General features: G+C 41.4%; 16 protein-coding genes and 3 pseudogenes. 11 read left to right on the plus strand and 8 right to left on the minus strand.

Annotation, left to right across the window (positions count from 1 at the left end; translation table 11 throughout):
- Positions 1–54 precede the first annotated feature (54 nt).
- Positions 55–171, minus strand: coding sequence for a putative holin-like toxin (locus tag E5329_RS31010; protein ID WP_022740819.1), 117 nt, complete (start codon positions 169–171; stop codon positions 55–57).
- 150 nt (positions 172–321) lie between these two features.
- On the opposite strand from E5329_RS31010, the gene E5329_RS23425 reads away from it, so the two are divergent.
- The 5 genes and pseudogenes from E5329_RS23425 to E5329_RS23445 all read left to right on the plus strand — a co-directional run.
- Positions 322–945, plus strand: a complete 624-nt coding sequence (locus E5329_RS23425; protein WP_135991731.1) for a recombinase family protein — start codon at positions 322–324, stop codon at positions 943–945.
- Between the two features lie 234 nt (positions 946–1,179).
- Positions 1,180–1,992, plus strand: coding sequence for a GNAT family N-acetyltransferase (locus tag E5329_RS23430; protein ID WP_168356741.1), 813 nt, complete (start codon positions 1,180–1,182; stop codon positions 1,990–1,992).
- A 706-nt stretch (positions 1,993–2,698) separates the two neighbouring features.
- Positions 2,699–2,902: pseudogene (locus E5329_RS23440) on the plus strand (DpnII family type II restriction endonuclease); the annotation flags it as partial.
- Positions 2,903–3,079 carry a hypothetical protein gene (locus tag E5329_RS30030; RefSeq protein ID WP_168356742.1) on the plus strand — a complete coding sequence of 59 codons (177 nt, stop codon included), beginning with the start codon at positions 2,903–2,905 and terminating at the stop codon, positions 3,077–3,079.
- A gap of 26 nt (positions 3,080–3,105) precedes the next feature.
- A pseudogene (locus tag E5329_RS23445) lies at positions 3,106–3,482 on the plus strand (IS1380 family transposase); the annotation flags it as partial.
- A gap of 102 nt (positions 3,483–3,584) precedes the next feature.
- Here E5329_RS23445 and E5329_RS23450 read toward each other — a convergent pair.
- From E5329_RS23450 to E5329_RS23480, 7 genes are all read right to left on the minus strand, one after another.
- Complete coding sequence (locus E5329_RS23450; RefSeq protein ID WP_135991719.1) at positions 3,585–5,033, minus strand: family 43 glycosylhydrolase; 1,449 nt, start codon at positions 5,031–5,033, stop codon at positions 3,585–3,587.
- Positions 5,034–5,057: 24 nt separating this feature from the next.
- Complete coding sequence (locus E5329_RS23455; protein WP_135991720.1) at positions 5,058–7,637, minus strand: glycoside hydrolase family 3 protein; 2,580 nt, start codon at positions 7,635–7,637, stop codon at positions 5,058–5,060.
- Between the two features lie 101 nt (positions 7,638–7,738).
- Complete coding sequence (locus E5329_RS23460) at positions 7,739–9,097, minus strand: MFS transporter (protein WP_135991721.1); 1,359 nt, start codon at positions 9,095–9,097, stop codon at positions 7,739–7,741.
- Between the two features lie 93 nt (positions 9,098–9,190).
- A complete protein-coding gene (locus tag E5329_RS23465; protein ID WP_135991722.1) occupies positions 9,191–10,420 on the minus strand; it encodes an AraC family transcriptional regulator in 1,230 nt (409 codons plus the stop codon).
- A 31-nt stretch (positions 10,421–10,451) separates the two neighbouring features.
- Entirely contained in the window at positions 10,452–12,257 is a 1,806-nt protein-coding gene (locus E5329_RS23470) for a family 43 glycosylhydrolase (RefSeq protein WP_135991723.1), read from the minus strand.
- A 79-nt stretch (positions 12,258–12,336) separates the two neighbouring features.
- Positions 12,337–12,999, minus strand: a complete 663-nt coding sequence (locus tag E5329_RS23475; protein WP_168356743.1) for a DUF4982 domain-containing protein — start codon at positions 12,997–12,999, stop codon at positions 12,337–12,339.
- Complete coding sequence (locus tag E5329_RS23480) at positions 12,962–13,615, minus strand: hypothetical protein (RefSeq protein WP_135991725.1); 654 nt, start codon at positions 13,613–13,615, stop codon at positions 12,962–12,964. Before E5329_RS23480 ends, E5329_RS23475 begins: the two co-directional genes overlap by 38 nt.
- 283 nt (positions 13,616–13,898) lie before the next feature.
- On the opposite strand from E5329_RS23480, the gene E5329_RS23485 reads away from it, so the two are divergent.
- The 6 genes and pseudogenes from E5329_RS23485 to E5329_RS23510 form a co-directional block, all read left to right on the plus strand.
- Positions 13,899–14,732 carry a hypothetical protein gene (locus E5329_RS23485; protein WP_135991726.1) on the plus strand — a complete coding sequence of 278 codons (834 nt, stop codon included), beginning with the start codon at positions 13,899–13,901 and terminating at the stop codon, positions 14,730–14,732.
- Positions 14,733–15,014: 282 nt separating this feature from the next.
- A complete protein-coding gene (locus tag E5329_RS23490; RefSeq protein ID WP_135991727.1) occupies positions 15,015–15,353 on the plus strand; it encodes a helix-turn-helix transcriptional regulator in 339 nt (112 codons plus the stop codon).
- A gap of 62 nt (positions 15,354–15,415) precedes the next feature.
- Entirely contained in the window at positions 15,416–16,339 is a 924-nt protein-coding gene (locus tag E5329_RS23495; protein ID WP_168356744.1) for a nucleotidyl transferase AbiEii/AbiGii toxin family protein, read from the plus strand.
- A 596-nt stretch (positions 16,340–16,935) separates the two neighbouring features.
- Positions 16,936–17,844 (plus strand): PHP domain-containing protein, encoded by a 909-nt coding sequence (locus E5329_RS23500; RefSeq protein WP_135991729.1) that lies wholly within the window; start codon positions 16,936–16,938, stop codon positions 17,842–17,844.
- Positions 17,845–19,065: 1,221 nt separating this feature from the next.
- Positions 19,066–21,555, plus strand: a complete 2,490-nt coding sequence (locus E5329_RS23505; RefSeq protein WP_135991730.1) for a P-loop domain-containing protein — start codon at positions 19,066–19,068, stop codon at positions 21,553–21,555.
- Positions 21,556–21,690: 135 nt separating this feature from the next.
- A pseudogene (locus E5329_RS23510) lies at positions 21,691–21,834 on the plus strand (IS110 family transposase); the annotation flags it as partial.
- Positions 21,835–21,891 lie beyond the last annotated feature (57 nt).

The raw sequence follows: 21,891 nt of genomic DNA on the forward strand, positions 1-21,891 counted from the left end.
TACAGGCTTTGTGGGATTGTTGTAGAATAATATTTCTGTTAGAATAAGGCTTATTTATTTTCGCTTGTTCCTCTTATCGAGAAAGGCAAGCAACGCTATAACAAAACTACCAAAGGCAATTAGCAAAGCCAATATACCTATGAAAATCGAAATGATTTCAAAAGCTGTCATTTGCGCCACCTCCCCTCTTATGTACTCCGGCAAACCGGGCATGAAGTTTTGGGAGGCTACCACCTTGCAACACGATTGTTCCTCTCTGATAGTCTACCATATTCTTTCTTTTGTGACAATTCCCTATTAAATTTTATCAATCGTTCTTTTGTGGTATGTAAACCGTCAAAATATCTTTTCTTGTTATTGTTGTTATATAAACCGTCAAAATATATTGAATATCTGTTAGAGTTTAGGGAAGATAAAAGCGGAAAGAACTTTACAGAGCGTAAGCAATGGCAAAAGCTAGAGAGCATAGTACAGCCGGGAGATACAATTGTCTTTAAGGATATATGCCGATTTACAAGAGAAGCAGAAGTTGGGTATATGAAGTATATGGAACTCTTGAATAAAGGTGTTGAATTGATTTTCATTGATAATCAGACAGTAAGCATGCCATATATAAAGCAGTTATTAAATGTGGCAAAGGCGCAGAATCTAGTAGCAAGGACGAGCCTTGAAAGCACTGTAAAGCTATTGTTAATTGTGGAGCTGGACAGAGCAGAACAGGAAAGAAAAATAACAGTTCAAAGAATTAAGGATGGAATAGAAGCCAGTAGCAAACGTAGTGGCAGAGCAACAGGGAAGCTTGATAAAATGTCAGACGAGTTGAAAGCGGATATACAGCTATTCATTAAAGATAGAAGTATAAAGCAAATAGATTTGATGCAGAAACATAATATAAGCAGAAATACGTTAAAGAAATATATTGAAATAGTTAAGAATGAGAAATAAATAATACTTCATTAAGGGTATACGTTCGGTGTGTACCCTTTTATTTTGTCCCAAAATGAGCATAGGGTGGGGGTTTTATAGCAAAATGTCGTATAGTGGTAGCAAGCGTGTCAAATTGCCGAGCATTTTCAAAAAGGCTTAGTCCTGCTGTCAGTCTGAAATATTTTTGAAATATGCAAAAAGGCGGTTTTGTGATAAAATAAAAATTATCATTATATGGAAGAGGTCGTTCAGATGAAAAATCAATCATTAGCTGCTAACGTTATGAAAATTTCAATGGAAGATTCAATACATAAAGTTATGGACATTATAGAAAAAGAAGATGGAAGAACTTTTGAAGAAAAAAAGAAAGAAGCAATCAATTTTCTTAAGGATAAAGAGAATACGTTGCTGGCAGAACGTTTAATTGATATTGCTACAAATGATGAAATGGGGAAAAAGATTTATAAGAAGTTCTGGAAAATGGGAGAGTGTATTATTACAGAAAATGAAATTATATTACGAAAAGTACAGGATTCGGATAAAGACATATTTATTGAATTGCAAAAGGAAAATAATATCGTTAAGTCAATGATGAAAGAAGAAGCCTATCGTAATATGTTATGGAATGAACATATAGAGTATAAAGCATTAATGTTTTCGGTAATCGTGGATAATGAATATGCCGGATATTGTGGTATAAAGAATACTACGCATGAACAATGGGAGATAGCGATAGAAATTTTGAATAAGTGGAAACACAAAGGAATTGGATATAGAGCAATTAGTATTATGTTAGATGCAATAAAGAATCGCCTGAATGTGTCGAAATTTCGTGTAAGAATTGATGCTGAAAATTATACAAGTCAAAGATTATTTGAGAAACTTGGGGCAGAGCCTAATGGTATTTCAGAATTTTTGTTGCATGAGGAAGCGGATATTGGTAGATGTGAGGAAGAAAATATTCATTTGCTGGATGAGAGAATGCAAAAATTAGCAAAGCGGTTTAGTGTTGAACCAAGAAAATTGTTGAGCCATGTGTTGGAATACAAATTAACGTGGGATTAAAGAAAGTGTCTGTTAGTGTTCAAAAATAGGTAAAAATGGTTTTTCGTAACACACTTGTAGCACACATATATCCTGTAAATCCTTATTTTATGCGGTTTGCAGTTCACCAAGAGATAAGCGGCCAACGCAAGATTCAATGATATGTATAGGACATTTTTCAGTGAGCAATTACTGGAAAGTGTCCCCTTTTTTTAAATTCTGCTAATCGCATTTACAAGCCCCTTAATATCAAAGTGGGTGTATACTTTCTCAGTTCATGTCATCGCACCGGAGTGCCCGCAATCTTACTGATAATCGTTTGAACGACACTGGCTTCTGCTAACATGGAGATATATGTGTGGCTGCAACAATGTGGTGTGCGGTCAATCTTTAGTTGATCTATTAGTGCATGGAAGTAGCTGTCATAATAATTTCAGTATTTAAAGTGTTTGCCGTCCTCCGTATGGATGAAGTCACAATCCGTTTCAATTTCTGAAACAAAATTAAGATTCCAATGTGAAACAAATTCAAAAATATTTACACCAAATGGAAATGCTACAGACTTGTATTTTATTAAAGATAGTCGTATTGACTTTATCTGTACGCATCCGCCATATGCCAATATCATCAAATATAGTAAAGAGATAGTTACTTCTTGCTGTAAGAGGATATGAAATCTACGCACAGGATAAAGAAGGAGCATTCTTGTATAATTTCAAGAAGATAAGAAACCGCAAGAAGCTACAGGATGTTTTTGCAGGCGGCAGATACTATAGAGAACTTTATTTTTGTGTGGTATACAGATGGAATTGGCTGGAAGAGTGCAAAAGGTAACTTGAGAGAAACATTCGAGGTCATGGAACATGTATATAGTATTGATGATATGGAAAAGGGCAGACTAAATATTGTGATGAAAAGAGGGGTGAATTAAATGTATACAGCAGAAGAAAAGAAAAAAATTGTAGAGGTTGCGGAGTCTCTGAAGAAGTATCGCTGGGCAGATTTAAAAGATGAAAATGGTAAAAGTATTCTTGATAAACTTTATGTAGATTTACTTCCCGATAATATAATTTTAAATAAATGTTTATTGAATGATCTGATTCCGTGAACCTCGCCTCATGTTTCTGCCCAAAAGTGAAAACAATACATATAGAGTTCAGCGATGAGCGTTTGAACACCCCAAGCAGGCCCGTATTTGTGGGACAGATCCTTGGCAAAAGCGACTTCGTAAAGAAGAACAACCGGGCACCTATATCCAATGAATATCTGCAAAGCAGATTAAAAACGGGGATATTCTCCTGACCTATATTGGTATGTTCTGTCAGGGAAAGCCGCAGTATGAAGTCGTCCGGGAAATGATGGATGATCCTGAGTATTACAAGTACGCTCTTGGGATCTCATATGCCATTCCCTCAGTGGAGACCCTTCGGCAGCGTTTTGACATGATTGGTGATTCACTACACAAGGACATCCTGCAGGCGAATGTCGATCTGCTCCACGAAATGAAAATCTGGATGCATCCGCCTGATAAGAAAATAATAAAACTTCTGATTGTATAGGAAACACTCTCAATCTGTACTATTTTCCCCATCAGAAATTTATTATGATAGGTTTCATTCAATGTCAAACTCCAGAAAGTCCAGCTTTCCCTTTCCCTCGTAACAGAAGCAGAGGGCATGGTCGCCGTCCTGAATGTTAACGGTCCCGCTGTACTTTGTCCACTCCTTAGCCGGGGCGATCCCAATTGTTCCCACCGTTTCACTGTCTGGGGATAATTTCAAGTGCAGTTTGCCGTTTGCGCTTCCCCGAACTGTAACGCTTATGCTCTTTGCTCCCTGAAAATGGAAATACTTGTACACGGCAGTCATGCCGTCCTTGCCGTTGGCAATATACTGTCTCGGCGGGTTTCCCTCATCCCCGGGAGACCAGTCTGGGGCATCCTGGGTGATGTATGGGTGCTTTTGTCCCATGAGGAACCGATTGGAAAAGGTAGGAATCTGGTCACCGTATAAGTTGCAGCAGATTGCCGCAGGGTAAGTGCCCTTTCCGTCCAGCGGGCCGTCGTTCAGGCCGCAGCTGGTAATGGACGCCTGGGGAATGCTCCCGTCCTCCAGAATCTCTACCCGCTCGGCACAGCCCTGGCGGGAGCACATGGTGCGGTTGGTCGGGCGGTGATAGAAGATGTAGTACTGCCCATTAATCAGTTCCAGTCCCCCGTGGTTGTTGCCAAAAGCACACAGAGGCTTCCCTTCCTTGCCGGGAAACAGGTCACAGTGGCTGACAACCACGCCGCCATACTCAAACCCCTGATCCGGCCTGTCACTGACCGCATAACACAACTCATGGAAAGCCACGGAGGAGTAGACAAGATAGTATTTGCCCCGAATCTTTCGGATAGAGCTTGCCTCAAACAGCTCATGTCCGGCAAAGCTTGTGCCTTCAGAATTACCTACTGTGGGGATCAGAGGTCTCGGCTCTGTTTTCAAGGTGAGCATATCATCTTCCAGTATCATGACGACGGATGCCTTCGGTTCCTTGCCAACATCCTGCTTTATCCTTGGTCCATTGCCGGAATACAGGTAGATTGTCCCGTCATCATCCCGGAAAACGCCCGGGTCAAAAGGAATCGTGTCCCCGGGGCGCTCACCCAAAATGCAGCCGTCCTTATCCCGCACCACCCCATGAAACATATAATGCCCCGCCGGCTCATCGCATACCGCAACGCCAATAGATTTCACATTATCATCAGGACAATAAAAGAGATAGTATCTGCCGTCCCTGCCCTGTACCACGTCGGGAGCCCAGAGTTCATGCTCCCCCTGTGGCATACGGGGATCCTGATTCCTTCGGTAGATGCCCCCCTCATAGTACCAGTCAGTCAGATCCGTGACGGGTGCAGACCAGCAGACATAATCGTTCATGCAGAATTTCTTTCCGTCGAATCGGTCATGGCTTCCGTAAATATACAGCCGGTCCCCAAATACATGGGGTTCCCCATCCGGAATATACTCATAGGGTGGTAGATAAGGATTAAATACTTGTCTCTTTACTTCCTGGCTCATATATAACACCTCCTCGCATATACTTCAGACCGCTTTCTCGCAGATCATGACAAGTTTCAAAACTCGCATAGCGCACAACTGAAGCTCCGCCAGTGTGAGGGAGCCATTCTTCAGGGCTTCCAAAATGACATCCACGTCCTGTTGAGAGCCGGGCATAACCAAATCGTTTCCGGCCTTGATGCACAGGGCTGCATCCGAAGTGCCGTACTTATTGTCTAAGGCCGGATTCAGTTCGCCGCCTGTGGTGCCCCAGTCAGTCATAACCAGGCCTTCAAATCCCCACTCATCCCGCAGGATTGCCGTGACAAGGTCATAGGAGTTGGCGGTGTGCAGACCGTTGAGCAGATTGTAGGAGGTCATGAGGGACAAAGGGTTGGACTGCTTTACCGCAATCTCAAAGCCTTTGAGATAAATCTCCCGGCTCGCCCGTTCTGAGCAGTGTGCATTGTTGAAGGATCGGTTGTCCTCCAGGTTGTTCAGGGCAAAGTGCTTGATGCAGGTTCCCCGGCCAGGATGTTTCTGGACGCCTCTGGTATCTGCGGCGGCACACATACCTGCAAGCAGCGGGTCCTCTCCGTAATACTCAAAGTTTCTGCCGCACAGAGGATTGCGGTGGATGTTCATGCCGGGCGCCAGCCAGATGGTGACGCCGAACAGTTCCATTTCTCCGCCAACGATATCTCCGGCTTCCTCCACGAGCGCCATGTCCAAGCTCTGGGCAAGAGCCGTGGCAATGGGAATGGCGGTGCAATACTGGTAATAGTCCACGGCGTCTGCCGGACGATCCGGCGCCTGGACTCCGAAATACTTTTCCAGACCGCCCATGGCCGATTCGCCCAGACCCGGAATCACATTGTCCTGGCTGTCCGCCACAAAGGTCTTGGAAAGGCGCAGGCCTGCCGGTCCATCGGACAAAACCAGGTTCCGGACATTACGGCTTTCCAACAGGGATGAAGTAGTATCTCCGGCAGCTCCCGGACAGGCGGTGGAAGCCGCGCCGATAACCGAAGCGCTCCCAAAGCCGCCCCGGGCAGAACCCACCACCAGTTCCGTCAACTCCTCCGGGGTGAGCTGGGCGGTAAGGTCTTCCAGGCTGGCGGCGCCTGCCAAAACGTCGTCCATGATAACTTTCTCCGTCTTATTGGTTGTCAGCTCCACAGGGGCGCCGCTGTACTGGATGGTCTCCGATGGAATGGCTTTCGCGATCAGATCCAATGTGAAAGCCTCCTTCTTTTCCTGCGCTTCTCCCGGATAGGTGTAGAAGCGGGCGGGTGAGACTGATATCTCCGAAAAACTTTCGTCCGGTTTAAGCCGGTTCTTCAATTGAGACGTGACGACAGTCTGCTCCAGACGGAACGCCGCTGCAATATGGCTGTTCCGGGAATGGGTACCCACACGGATATAGTAAGTGCCGCTCTCCAGCATCCATGCGGCAGTGTCTGGGTCATAGCTTGCCAGAGAGATGACCGGAAAACGGATGGCAAGAGTCTCTTCCTCCCCGGGGAGAAGTTCTTTCGTCTTGGCAAAACCGGCCAGAACCTGATAAGCTTTGGCCAATTTCCCTTCCGGCTGGGACGCATAAACCTGAACCGTCTCCCGGCCTTGGCACAGGGAGCCGGTATTCCGGACGGTGACGCTGACTACAATGTCCGCCCCGGCAATGGACACCCGGTTTGTCCGCTGGCTGAACGTGGTATAGGAAATGCCATAGCCAAAGGGATAGGCCGGCTTGATATTCAGGCTGTCAAAATAGCGATAGCCCACAAAGATGCCTTCGCTGTAATACTCGTCCGACACATTCCCGTTCCGGTGTCCGAAAGTATCTGCGCTGGGATAGTCCGTGTAGTTCTCCGCCCATGTTGCAGTGAGATGGCCGGAAGGCACGACCTTTCCGGTGAGCACATCCGCCAGAGCCAAGCCGCTGATGTTCCCCAGCTGGCTCATAAGCAGAATGGCGTCGATACCCGGCTGGGCGCGGAGAAACTTGGTGTCAATAACACCGCCCACATTCAGGACAACGACGACGCTGCGGTAAGCTTCCGTCAAGGTCTTCAGGTTGGAAATTTCTCCTTGGGACAGCTCATAATCGCCTGGCTGGACATGCCGATCCGATCCCTCGCCCGAGGTGCGAGAGATAATATAGACGGCCAGATCCCGGTCGCCGTCCCCCAACTCTTCCGGGGTGCTCTCCGCCACATCCGGATCCCGGTAAGGATTTTCCAGAGAGTCCCGAATGGCGTCGGTCGGATTCTCCTGCAGAAGCGACATGAAATGCTGAAGGTGCTCCTGCATATGTTTTTCACAAATTTGGTCGAACCGATCCAGCCATGCCTTGGAGGCAATAGTAAACCCAGCCTCCTCCAGCCCCTGTTCCGCATTGTAGACGCTGCGGGAGTTTACATCTCCGGAGCCGGTGCCGCCCTTAACGGTACGGCGCACGCCGCTTCCATAGACGGACAGGGGCTTGTCTGTGACAGCCAGGGGAAGAACCCCTTTGTTTTCCAGAAGAACCATGGTCTGGCCTGCTATGCGGCGGGCCCGGTCCATGTTTTGTATTTCTCGTTCACTGATTTCGGGACTGTTGGGTGCGTAAATTTTTGCCATGAATGAAACCTCCTGTGTTTTATTTTTTAATTTTTTCATTTGATTCTGCTGCACGTACCATAACCGACACAAGACAGACATGCAAATAATTCTGGGTTGAATTACCGGTTGGCTTCCCGTTCTGCAAGTTCCTTCTCAATCTGAGGCATCTGGCGGGTCAGGCTGCTATATACGACAGTGCACAACACCATAAGGAGCATGGCGGCCGCAGGAATAAAGCTGTAAAGCAGGCGAATCATGGTGAGGGCGCTTTCCGGCTGGACAGCCTGGCTTCCGTCATAACCTCCTGCTGACAGGAGAATCCCCAACACAAAAGAACCCAGTGCGGTAAAGATTTTTCCAAAGAAGTTGGCCAGAGCAGCGGCTGTACTCTCCATGGTAGGCATTCCCTTCCACTGGTTATACTTCGCAATGTCCATAATGAGAACCGTACGGAGATAAGAGCCCGGCATAACAGCGATACCGGCGAGCAGGCTGCTGACGACAAGTATGGGGATATTTGCACCGGCAAAGAAGTTAAGGGAATATCCTACGACTCCAATAGCTGCACCCACACCAATGAGAAAGTTAGCAGATTTCCGACTGATGATTGCAGGGAAGGTGAGCATGACGAGCAGTGAAACGATAGTGAACATTTGCAGAAAAGAGAGTTTTGCAATATCCCCAACGATCCAGATAAAGTAGTAGGATGTTGCACCGAGACCGGCCACAAACTGGGTTGCTCCATTGACCCCGGCCATGCACCAGGTGTACTTGTTGGACCGAAGCATTGTAAACATATCTTTCAGTGAAACTCTGTCTGAGACGGCATCCTGGTCAGTGTAGACCTCCTTTACAAAGATAAAACGCAACATACCAATAAGGGAGAGTGGTACAGCATAGATAAGCATTAAAGTGGACCAGCCTTTTGCAGAAGTTGCCAGCTGCCCCATGAGGATTGGGAAAGTAATGGAAACAACTGTACAGCCAATGGTGATTACAATGCCGCCCAGAGAGGAAACTTGGGTGACAGCCACCCTGCTTCCGAAAGCCCGGATGATGTAGGGAGACTCTCCAGCATTCAGAAAAGTGCTGAAGATAGAGAACACCAAAGTGTACATCACAAAAATCCAAACGCACTTGACAGCAAGGCTCCAGGCAGGACTGGCTGAAAACAGCAGTACGGTGCATGCCCATGCCAGAACGACGCAGAACTCATAGGGCCGGCCTTTTCCAAGCTTAGTCTTGGTGTTGTCCACTACATAGCCCGCAAGAAGATCTGTGATGCCGTCCACAATTTTCGATGCCATAAGTAAAGTACCAACAAGAGCAGGCGCCATCCCTAACGTGTCCGTACAGTAATTGGTGAAATAGGCGATGATGATGGTGATGGACCCTAATGCGATAGGCCGTGTCTGCCATGCCAAAAGCTTCCCAAAGGGAGCCTTGTCAGGGTCTTTGGCTGTGTTGTTTTTTGCCATAATGATTTCCTCCTATTGTATTATTCTATAAACTGTTGCAATTCAAAGTATAGCAGGAGATGGAAAATAATTCGTACAATGGTGTGCTTAAATTTACAATGGTGTGTCTTTTGTTGAAAAGCCGTGGCTGTTTTCCTTCCGGTATTTGCTGGGAGTGACCCCGTACCACTGTTGGAAACAGTTCCCAAAGTACCCAGGTGAGGAAAACCCCAAATACTCAGAGATAAGCGCCACCGGGTAGTCTGAATACTTCAACAGGCGCACGGCGTGGCGGCATTTTTCCCGCTGGATGTACTGTTGGATGGTAATGCCCTCTTCTTTTTTGAACAAATGGGCCAGATAAGTCCGGCTTAGGTTGAGAGCAGGAGCGATCTGCCCTACTTCTAGGTTTTTCATAAGGTTCTCCTCTATGTAGGCCTTGCAGGCTTCTACATGGGAAATGTCGCTGCGTTCCTTTTTTGCTTTTCGGACAGACTCCGTAAATTCAATGATAGCCCGCAGATTTATAGAAGATATGGGCTGACCCAGACTGCTCGCCTTGGCAAGACGCTTCAGGTAAACGTCCCCCACCTCATGAGCCTTCTCAGAAGGCAGGCCGCCCTCCTTCGCTGCCCGGGTGAGAATGGTAAGCAGAGCCACAGTCATGTATTCCAGCTGCTTCCGCTCTTCCTCCGCTACGATTCCAATATCAGCCATATCGGGGGGATCTTCGCTGAGCAGTTTTTTTACCAGTTTCACATCTCCGTTACGCACAGCATCCGCAATGGCCATCTCAAAAGCGACACCGTGCCTGTGGGTGCGGTCATTCTCAGACTGTTCCAAATGATAGGATGAGACTTCTTCCTCTGTCTCCCAGATAAACTGTTCGCTCCCACTGCCAAAAAGAGACAGATTCTCCAAGGCGACAGAGCCACTGAGGAAATGGCAGAACAGCAGGGACAGATAATTGCCCATTTCTTTCAACGTGACCTTTTTCAAAGAAAGCGGAGACTGCAGAACGTGAGAGACTGCATAGACTGCATCATATCCGGGCATCGAATTGTTGAGCAGGGAGGGGCCGACAGCTATGGTGAACCGGCCCAGTTTCATAAGGCCCCATAGGACAAACTCGTTCTCCAAAAAGAAGACTGGCAGATCCTTCCGACAGCTCGTCTCCATCTGGATGCGGAGGTTATGGTCTTTGTACAGCGGATGCATATTCTCCCTGCCGCTGCTCCAAAACACCGACTGAGACCAGAAAGCGCAAGGCAGCCCGCTGATATCGCTTACGATCTGCAAAAAAGCAATATCGTAAGTGTACTCTCTGGACAGTTCTTGTGACATAAGTTCCGAACTCCTTTCTGCCTGAGGAGATTTAAATCATGGATGCTACTTGTCTAACGTTCCCTTCGGTAATACCGTTCTCGTTGAACGCATCCACACGCACATAATAATCTCTGTCTTTCACCAGTGCCCCAATTCTCTGTTTTGCACCGAAAATCATATAACTGTGATACAATTTTTCCGGGCTGCTGCCCCAGAGAATATTATAACCCACCGCATTGACCGGAGAAATCTCCACCGTCATGTCCAGATCATTGTTGCGTACTACAGTATATTCCGGTATCCCCGGTTTTTCACCATCCCCGGTTCCAAACACACGGAATCCAGAAATACATGGTTTCTGCCCGTATGGCACTTCCATAACCGTAAGTCTTAAAAACCTTACCATAAGTCCTTCTTCGCAAACCACCAGATCGTGCGTCAGGTCAGTATTTACCTCAGATTTATCCTCAACCATAAAATAATTTTCCCCGTCAGAGGAACCTTCCAGCACCCAGCGTGTCACAAGGTCTGCCTCTTCAATGTAACGTCTTTGGCTTGTACCGCGGACCTCCCCCGGAACCGGAATCTCAATTTTATCATCAGCAAAATTAATCTGTACCGCATGAACCGAATACACTTGCCCCAAATCCAGTTTCAGCCATTCCCCGCTCTTGGCGGAAGCTGCCATCCACCAAGTCTGTACGTTTTCATCCACGGATAGTTCCGGGCCTTTTCCTTCCATGGCAGATGAAGCTGTCACCGTCTTGTAGTGGCTTAAAAGATACCATTTCGGGTTTGCCCACGGATCTACTTTCTCCCCAGAAATCTCCATCGGCCAGTCCCCATAGCGCTGGTTGCAGAATAATTCCCCGTCCGCGTCATATCCTGCAGGCCAGATCCCGACCCTGCGTTCAAAAGAATGGTTCATACTGATCCGCATGGTGGACGTGTGCCACAGGTTCCCTTTCCTGTCCTCCATGGTAGAACCATGGCCGGCACCCGGCAGGAAGCCTCCCGGCTTGTAAGAGTAGGGATTGTTCTCTGTCAGTGTAAATATCCCCAGCGGGCTGTCAGACACATAGACACCGTCTGCATAGACATTATATTCCGCTCCCGGACAGGCATACTGCAAATAATATTTCCCCTGATATTTATCCATCCATGCGCCTTCGATATAAGGCAGGCCACTAAACATTCCTTTCATCAAGGGCACGATTTCTTCTGGTATCTGTTCCTCACTTTGTTTGTTCTGTTTCAGGAAATTCTGGTACATTTCCTCCACCTGTTCCGGGCTTTTTGGCAGGTCTGCGTTATCCTCCCCAACCCGTTCATAACCTTTGGAAAAAGGATCCCCATAAATCAGGGCTTTCTTTTCCCCGATTGGCTTCATCGTCTCCGGATCAAGTTCCACGCCCCAGATGGGGTCCGTGTTGGTACATCCCCAATAAAAATACAGCCTTCCGTCATCGTCACAAAATAAATTGGGATCCCAAAAATCAAAAGTCCCGGCAATCTCTTCATAAGGGCCATTCACAATATCCTTTGTACGGTAGTAATTACAGATTTCTCCCCGTTTGGACGCGCTGAAATACACATACTCCACAACCACCCTGACATCCGGTGCATAGTCATACAGCGGCAGATTTTCCGGCAGCCGGTTATTTTCCCACACCACAAGATCATCCGATACCCAGACCTCCAATGTCATCGATGCAAAGATGTAATACTTCCCCTGAAAACAAATCATTGACGGATCCGCCGCTTCCCTTGCCACGTGAAAAAGCCCGTTGTTGCCTATATCCTCATTAAATTGATAGCGGTAATTAATATTAACCGGATTACAGAAATATCCCATACCTCAACCTCCATATTTTCTTCAAAATATATACAAATGGTAACACCGCTTTCTGTACCATGTTTCATCAACTGTATTTTTACAATAGAATTTCCTGTTCCGCAAGAGTTGTTCCTCTGACACGGATCTTCGCATGTCCCGCGTCAGTGACACGCACCGCCGCCAGAGCTCTCCCATAATAACTGGTATAATTGCAGGAGACAAAAGATTCCTCTGACCTTCCCCGTCCGCTGCCGAATCCCAGAACCTCAGCTCCCTTTGCTTCAATTGTCAGCAGTTCGTCCGCATTCGACTCAACTTCCCCATTTTCCCCGCAGATATCCACCTTGATAAAAACTACCGCATTCTTTCCGGCCTTGCTGTTTTCTGCCTTTAAATGGATAGAATTTGCACCGGTTGATGACTGTAAGGAGCCGCTTTCCACAAGAATGCCCTTTTCATCATATCCCGCCGCTTTCAAAAGGCCGGGCTGGTAAACGGTCTCAAATACAGCCTTGCAGTTCTCCGGTACTGCTTCCCCAATCGTCTCTCCATTGAGGGAGAGAATAACCCTGGCTGCTTTCGTGTACACTTCTACTGTCACCGGATTACCTTCGCATCCCTTCCATGACCAGCTCGGAATGGCATTTGTCCCCCGCCATACAGATTTGATCACTTCTTTGCCCGGATGGTTCGCCGGCGTCACTGCAATGCCTGCCTTTCCGTTATTTTTCCCCCCAGACAGCCTTTGCAAGCAATGCACCGCCATCTCCATGCCCTGTGATATCAATCACGCCTGCGCCGCCGAGAAGCCACGGATAAGGCTTTTCAAAACTCATTGTATCCTCTGTATAAGACCATGCGCCAAGACCGACCTCACCCAGGTAATCCCATGCCGTCCACATGAAATCACCGATCAGATAAGGATACTGCTCTACCATAGCCCAATTCACAGGGATATCCTGTGGGAAGGTCTCGCTGCCCACTACAATACGGTCCGGATGCGCTTCCCCCTCCAACGGATATCTGCCGGAAGCATAATTATATCCCGCAATATCCACCGCATCCAAAAGCGGTGATGTCACTCTGTCGGCTTCCTCACCATCAGCCGAAAGGTTCATTCCGGTACCGATCATCATGGTCATCTGGTTGAACATAGTGCTGTCCATTTGGCTCATATCCGGCATCTGCACTGCCTCTCCAGCAGGAGCGTCACCATTGGCCTGCGCCGTACTCCCGCTGATATCGCTGGCAGCATCCGCATTGATCCCCCCATCTGCAAGATACATTTCCTTTCCTTTTGCCGCATTTGCAACAATTGTCAGATTCAATCCTACCGTAACCGGGCGGGAGCGGTCCAGGCCATCCCGTTCGAGCATCTTACCAACAGTGTTTCCTATCTTTACATATGATTATAAGGAAAAGAATGGACACCGAGAAGCCAGAGGAAAAAGCCTGTTCATCAATGCAGAATATATACAGGCAAGTGTCATTACCTGTTTAAGAAAAAATGACGAATTATGATAAATGCTTGTGAGTTGAAGGTATACTGTAAACCAGTGGAGAATCATCCTTGAATATAGGATGTTTTTTTTGTATAATGAAAACAAGATGGACCTGATTGTTTCCCCGCTGAAATGGCGGGGATGAAAGGAAGAAGGAATGGAAAAAACGGATATTGCGAAATATACTATTAAAGACAGCGTTTTCACGAATTTATTTCAGGATAAAAAATACCTGATACAGCTATACCGGGCACTCCACCCGGAAGATACAGAGACTACGGAAGATGAACTGAAGGACATCACGATTAAAAATATATTAGTGGACGCGTGCTATAATGACCTTGGCTTCACAGTAGGGGACAAAATTATGATTCTGACGGAGGCTCAAACCACGTGGACGATGAATATTATCATCCGGGCATTGATGTATCTGGTGCAGTCCTATCATGAGTATTTTGAGCGCAGGAACGATAACCTTTACGGCAGTAAAAAAGTAAAGCTGCCAAAAGCCGAATTATATGTGATATTCACCGGAAAACGGTTAAGCAAACCAGAATATGTTTCCCTTTCAGAAGAATTTTGGGGCGGGGAGAAATGCGCCATTGATGTAAAGGTAAAAATGATATACGATGGCAAGGACAATGATATTATCAGCCAGTATGTTGCCTTTACAAAAGTATATGACGAACAGGTGAAATTATATGGACGAACCAGGGAAGCAGTTACCAATACCATCAACATCTGTAAAGACAGGGATGTTCTGAAAGAATATTTATCGAGCAGGGAAAAGGAGGTTGTTGACATGATGATGACATTGTTTGATGAAGAACAGGTAATGCGTGCTTATGTAGAGAGTGAGAAAAAGGAGGCGGCGAAAGGTGCAATAGAAAGAATGTTACAGAAAGGAAAATTGACAGTGGATGAAATAGCAGATTATTATCCGGATCTGTCAGTTGAAGAAATAATGGAAATAAAAAAAGAACTGTTCTAGACAACAGCATAGCCGAAATTTATAAATAAGAATTAGTATAAAGTGCATGGAAAATTTGTAATGATTAAAATCCTTGCACTTTTTGTATAAATTTGAATATTTTAAAATTTGTAGGCTGAAAAAGTTTAATTTTTAATAAAATTTTTCATAATTATATTGCGGATTAAATAGTATTTTTGTAATTTTTGTCGAAAAAGTTAATAAAAAGTAATATTATAGTGAAGCGCAGTTGTATTGTTTGGTATAAAGACTTTGTATTATAATAATAAAGGGTGAGTAAAGATGAAGCAATTAGTGAGGGCATTAGGTAATATCGTTCGTGAAACAAGAAAAAGTAAACATCTGTCTCAGGAGGCATTAGCTGAGAGGATTGGTGTTTGTAAAAAAACAATTATAGATATAGAAAATAATGTTGGAAATCCCAAGTTTGAAATATTATGTATGTTGGTGAGGGAATTGGACTTGCCGTTTTATAAGATTTTTTATCCAGAGGTATCAGAAGATTTAGAAGCGAAGAATGTCCTTATGAAAGAAGTGAATCATTGTTCGGATTACGAAATGAAGATTATTGTATCAGTGGTTAAAAATTTACGTAGTGTTTTGAATAATGAAGAAAAATGATGGCTCGAAAAAATTAATTGGGACTTTTTATTAAAAAAACCTAATCTGAAAGGATGAATGATTTGGATATAGAAAAAAGGAGAGAATTGATAACCTCATTTTCTTTGAAAAGTGGTATTTCTCCAGTTTTTATAGAACGCTGTATGTTATTTGGAGATATAATTGCTTTCTTGACATCGGATAATTACTTATCCCAATTTCTCGTCATGAAAGGTGGTACAGTAATTAATTTTCACTATCTGGATACGCCACGTATGTCAAATGATATAGATTTCGATTTTGGTAAAAATATTGACTTTCAAGGTATAGAAAAAGAATGTGAAATTATAACAGAGAAACTTCAGAAAAATACTGTTTTAATAAGTAATATTGTTGCGTTTAATAAGATTCCGAAAGGAGGTTCGTTTTCATTTGAATATCGCTATTTTAATATAAACGGAGTTGAAGAGTCGATTTTCTTGGACATTAACTTTCTTAAACGGATACATATTTTGGATTATGATAATATTGTTATTCAAAATAAATTTGTTAATCATGCAGTTGTGAAATCTCTAAATATTACAGAAGTTATGGCGGGAAAAATCAAAGTATTATTGGAACGTAGGCATGCAAAAGATTTTTTTGATGTTTATAATATAATAAAGAGCGGGGTGAAACTAGATAAGATATTGCTTAGAAAATGTATTATATATTATAATGCTATTTCTGGAAAATGCGATTTAGATAGTATTAATATTGATTTACTTGACATGAATAGGATTTCGTTTGGTGGGTTAGTAAAAATGTTGGCGATTCCTAGTACAATTGAAGTTTCTTCTGTGATAGCAACAGTTGTTAGATTTTTGAAAGAGATTCTAATTATTGAGGAAGACGAGCGGTGCTTTATTAATGATTATAGAAATCATGTATACTCACCTGAACGATTATTTGATGATGTTGCTATTGTTAAAAAATTAAGAAATCATCCTATGGCTTTGCATATATAATTGAAAGGGTTAACTTTCCAACCATGCTGGGTAGAATGGTGTAAGTGGAAATGGTGGAATACCAATACCTGTCTCCTACAATACAGAGGGCATGGAATTACAGGTTAATTCAAAGAACAGAAGGATGTTTTTGTTGAAAATGTGAACGTATTGTATATTCATTGGAAATGTTGAGACAATATAATCCTCATTCGCAAGTAGCAGAAGAGAATATTGTATAGAGAAGATGCCAGTGAAATAGTTAATGAAATTATTCAGATACAAGAATGTGGAGATTATTGAAAGCGAAGTTTGCATGTATTGTGTATATTTTAATATAGAAATGCCGATAACATATAGTATTTAAATTATTCCATAAAATTTGGGGGAAGTGTAATATTTCTGGAGTTGCTGAGTAAGTGGAACACGGCATTCTAGGGTTGAAGATTCTATGTAGAAAAGGTTGGTAATATCAAGGATAGGAAGAAGAATAGGGGAAAGAAGAATCAAGAGATATCATTAATTATGGTAGGCGGTAAATTTGACACATTGACTGATTGAAGTCAAGGTGCTAGTAGAATTGGTGTTTGGTAGAAATATTTTTGGAGGTAAATGTTATGGAAAAATGTCAATTTATTGATTTGCATATGCATTCAGTTAATTCGGATGGCTCTGAAACAACACGGCAACTTTTGGATCAGCTTTTTGCTTTGGGTGTCGGAATTATGTCTTTCACGGATCATGATAGTGTAGGATGTTATTATGATTTGAAAAAATTGTCTAACAAATATGGGCGTAGCATGACGATTATCAAAGGTTGCGAATTCAGTTTTGTTTATAATAACAAAATTAAGGATATGCTTGGTTATGGAATTGATATTGATTATGTAAAAAAATTTTTGGATGCCCGTTATTCCTTTGATGCGAGGATTCAAAAGCAAAGAGAAAACCTTGAACTTTTTAAAGGGATATGTAAAGCGAAAAGAATGATTTTTGATGATTCCATTGATGTTTCAACAGGAAATAAAAGTGAGGCATTTGTTGTTCTTTATTATGAATTAAATAAGCATCCAGAAAATGTTGAACGTTTCCCATTTATTGTGGATAACACGAGTTTTTATTGGAATTATTATGCCAATATTGAAAGTGATTATTATGTTAGTGAAACAAAAGGACTGCCAGTTATGGAAGAAATAATAGACGTTATAAAAAAAGCTGGAGGTAAAGCATTTTTGGCTCATCCTTACGCTTATAGTAGGGATCATGAGAGTAATGATATTCTTATCAATTTAGCAATAAAAAACGGTATTGATGGAATTGAAATACAGCATTCTTCTAACAAAGAAGATGATGCAGATGTTCTAACACAAATTGCTTTGTCACACAAATTGCTCAGAAGTGGTGGTAGTGATTTTCATGGTAAATCCAAACCTAAGCTAAAATTAGTGAGGGGTTACGACAATATGCAAGTAAAGTTTGATGAGATTTCGGAATGGGTTGATACTGTAGATAAGATAGTTTTTTAATTGATGTACGAACTTTCTGGTTATGCTAGAGAGAATAATCTAAGTGGAAACGGTGAGGATATCGACAAAAGTTTCCTATGATACAATGAGTATTGAGTTGTAAGTTAACTTAAAGAATAAAAGGCGGTTCTTGTGGGCAATAAGGGTATGTTACATACTTAATTAGAAATATTAATACAACGAAAATTATGTTTTGGATAGTTTTGTGTAGAATATTTTTTTGAGAGTGATGCTTTACAAATATAGACTTAGTGGTGGTTAGGTCGGAGTTCGGGGAGTAGTGCTATTAGGAAAATAGGTAGCTGAATTATCAATTACATAATATTCGTTGTACAAGTACTATATGGTTTTCACATTGAGGTATTAATAGAAAATATTGCATAGAAAAGTAAAGGGAGATGTCAGGAAATAGTAATAACCCCATGCAGATACAAGAATGTGGAGATTTTTGCAGGCGTAGTTTGTATAAATTATGTAATTTAGTGATGATATACCACCAAAGCTAAGTATTTTAGTTTCGGTGGATTATTTAAAAGGAAAGTTAAAGAGTGGTATTTGGAGTTACGGAGTAAGAGAAACAAGACACTCTAGATTTGTGGGCATTATGTGCAAATAGTTGGTAAAGTCATTGACAAACAGTACAGGAATATACAAAAGAACAGGTGGAATAATTAAAGCAAGAACGATTCCAGAAGGTGTTGTTTTGCAAGCAGAATGAAATAAGCGCTTGGGATGACATTCTTTGAGGCAAATAGTAACTTTGGTCCTTTGGAGGGCAAAACTATATCACCAGTTGAACTTGTGGTTTTTGATTTTATGGCAGTCTTTTAATAAAGAACTTGCTATGCAAATGTGGCAACAGCCGTTTTAGCTTATAGCAATAAACGTCAATATTGTAAAAATGATGGTTCGCCAAACATATTTTGAACAAAAGAGTTTTGGCTCATATGAGCAAAAAAATTATAACACGAAGTCAATAAGCAAAAGCCTATAAAGTAAAGATTGTCGTAAAAATAAATTATCCATAGAGTAGCGATATAAGACTTGAAAAAATAGAATCTTTTTCAGTAAACTTTTAGGTTTTGTCAGTAATAACTCCTTATAGGGGTATAACAAGCCACCAGCAAAGCTAGTGGTTCTGACTAATATGTATTTTGGAAATATTTCCGCTACGAGAGACAGAGATATTGTTTTGAGCATTTAAGAAAGGAGCATACAAGAATGTCAGTAAGAACAACAAATTCAGATTTACTGCTTGAACGCGCTCTTGACCCGTTTTTAAATCTTGGATATTTAGATAATTATAAAGATAAATCAAGTGGACGTGACTGGTTAATACAATTATTTAATGCATGGTCTTCGGATAAAGCCACATCACAAGTTTGCGTTTTTAAGGGTATTATGGGAGTAGGAAAAACCGCTTTTGTAACATCACGTTTGCTTAATAAGGAAAATGTTATTGGTGTCCATTACTGTAAATATTTTAGTGATGAGTGTTTAAACCCAAAAAGAATAATAATGTATCTTGCCTACTGTCTTTCAAAAAAAATGCCAGAATATAGAGCTTGTCTTATTGATAAATTGAATTATATTTTAGAATTTAGTGAAAATTTAGAATTGATAAAAATGAGAACAGAGAATCTTTTTACAACATTAATCTCTGCTCCATTAAGACAATGTGTGGAACCTGAGCATCCTCTTGTTTTTGTAATTGATGCAATAAATACTTCTTTTAACAATTCTATTGATAATACTGAAAGTGAAATTGTCAATTTTTTAAAGGAGTATATATTTGAAATTCCACATTGGATTAAGTTTTTTATTACGGATAGATCAAGCAATCTTGAAGTGCTGTTATCTGTTTATAATCCGTATATTATTGATAGATACTCGGGCGAAAATGAAAATGATATTTTTTCCTATATTAGTGAACGTTTAAGCGGTATCTCAATTGTGAAACGTGATATAGTGTTAAAAAAAGTCCTTCAAAAAAGCGAAGGTTCATTTTTATATGCTGAAAAAATAACAGAAGATATTATGTCGGGAAAAAGAAAAGTAGAAGACTATTTAAAGTTTCCTTCTGGCATAGGCGATTTTTATACCGCTGAGTTCAAACGTCTGTTTAATAATAATTTTAAATTTTATTCAGAGAAAGTACGACCATTATTTGAACTTTTAGTTGCATCAAAAGCTCAGATTAAAACTACTCAAATCTCTAAAATTCTCAAATGGAAAAATGGTGATCAACGTCTTTTACAAGATAAAATCAAAGACTATTTTCCCGTTATAGATGGCTATTTTGTTCCAACAAATAAGGGGCTTTATGATTGGTTAACAACAACTGAAAGTGGAAAGTTTAATGTAGATATAAATGGTGGAATAACGAGGTTAGTTGATTATTATTACTCTCAATTTAAGGCACATAAATGGGATCAAATAAGTGAATATTCAAAGAAACACCTTGTTTTTCATCTTATAGAGCTTGAAAGGTTTAAAGATGTTGAAAATGTTCTGTCTAGCAAAGATTTTATGCAACTACGTATTAAGTTTTTAGGGGTAGATGAGGCAATTAGAAAAATTTTTTATGAAATATCTCTAATACCTAATGATAAAATTGTCATAAAAAATCGTATACTGTGTAGTGATATGATAAGGTATTTATTAGCACATTATAGAACTTTTCTGTATAATTCAGGGCTGTATTTCGAATTAAAAAAATGTGGATTTGATAATATTCAAGAAGATTATGTGGAACAGTTATGGTGTGACAGAGCAAAAATTGGATGGGCGAATTATCTTTATATTACTGAACGTTTTTCTGATGCAGAAAAATATTTGCAGAAATTAATAGAACATGGCGAAGTTGATATTTTGAGTAATCAGTGTCAAAAAACCGATTTATTAGACAATTGTGAATACATTGTTGATTTTAATGATTTAGCTGGGCTTCATAATACATTGGCTCTTTGTTATAGGAAGTATGTTGACTTTGACAAAGCTCTTAGTCACTTTGAATGTGCGGAAAAATTAACAGTTGGGGAAAAGTTAGAATCGTTATATGAAAAGTCTATTGCTATAGTTAATATGGGCAAAATTGATTATCATCTTTTTGAGTGGAATAAATCCATAAGGCACACTTTGGATGCTTGTGATAGATTGGAACAATGTAAAAAAATAGTCAATGATATGGACAAGTTAATAGAACTTGACTTATTTATTGCCGAATATAATCGTTTAGCAGCAGAAGCATGTATATGGAATAAGCAAATAGGAGACGCCGAAGAATATTTATCGGAGTCAAATAGAATTTATTCAATCAATCAGATTAGGGATCGTTATTACATTCGTTATCATTATACTGATGCATTTTTAAAGATTGTAAAAGGGGAGCCAGAAAAAAGTGTTTCTCCTTTGACAAAATTATTGAATCAAGCAAAAAGCGATTATGATAAATCCCAAATATTATATTATTTAGTTATTGCACATTATCTTTTAGATGAAAACCCAAACAATGAAATTGAGTTAAATCTTATGTCAGCTGAAACATATGCAAAAAATATTGATGCAAAAATTGAATATTATCAAGTTTTGTCATTAAAGAATTTGATATTTAATGATAATATACCAATTAGTTTTGATAATAATAAAATAATAAAAGATTGGTGTAATTACACGGTGCGTTTATTTTCTGAACTAAAATCTAAAAAATAACTAGGAGCTTCCTGTATAATTCAAATATAGGGAATTCCAAGAAGGGTGGTTGATAAAAAGATACCTCAGAGTAAAATAAGATTACTGACTTTTGGACGGTTAGTAAAAATCTTATTTAACAGAGAGGTATCCAAGATGAATTATAACACACAGAACGCAAAAATTGCATTCATAACTGAAAAAACTCTGATTGTTGGAATTGATGTGGGAAGTGAAACTCATTATGCCCGGGCATTTGACTGGCGCAACTACGAGTACACAAAGAAACCGCTGGAGTTCAGGTAAACGGTAAAACGCGAGTACCTATACAAAACTGGAGCAAACCTGTATGATAGT

It is taken from the genome of Petralouisia muris (assembly GCF_004793545.1).
In the GTDB taxonomy this organism is placed as follows: domain Bacteria; phylum Bacillota; class Clostridia; order Lachnospirales; family Lachnospiraceae; genus Petralouisia; species Petralouisia muris.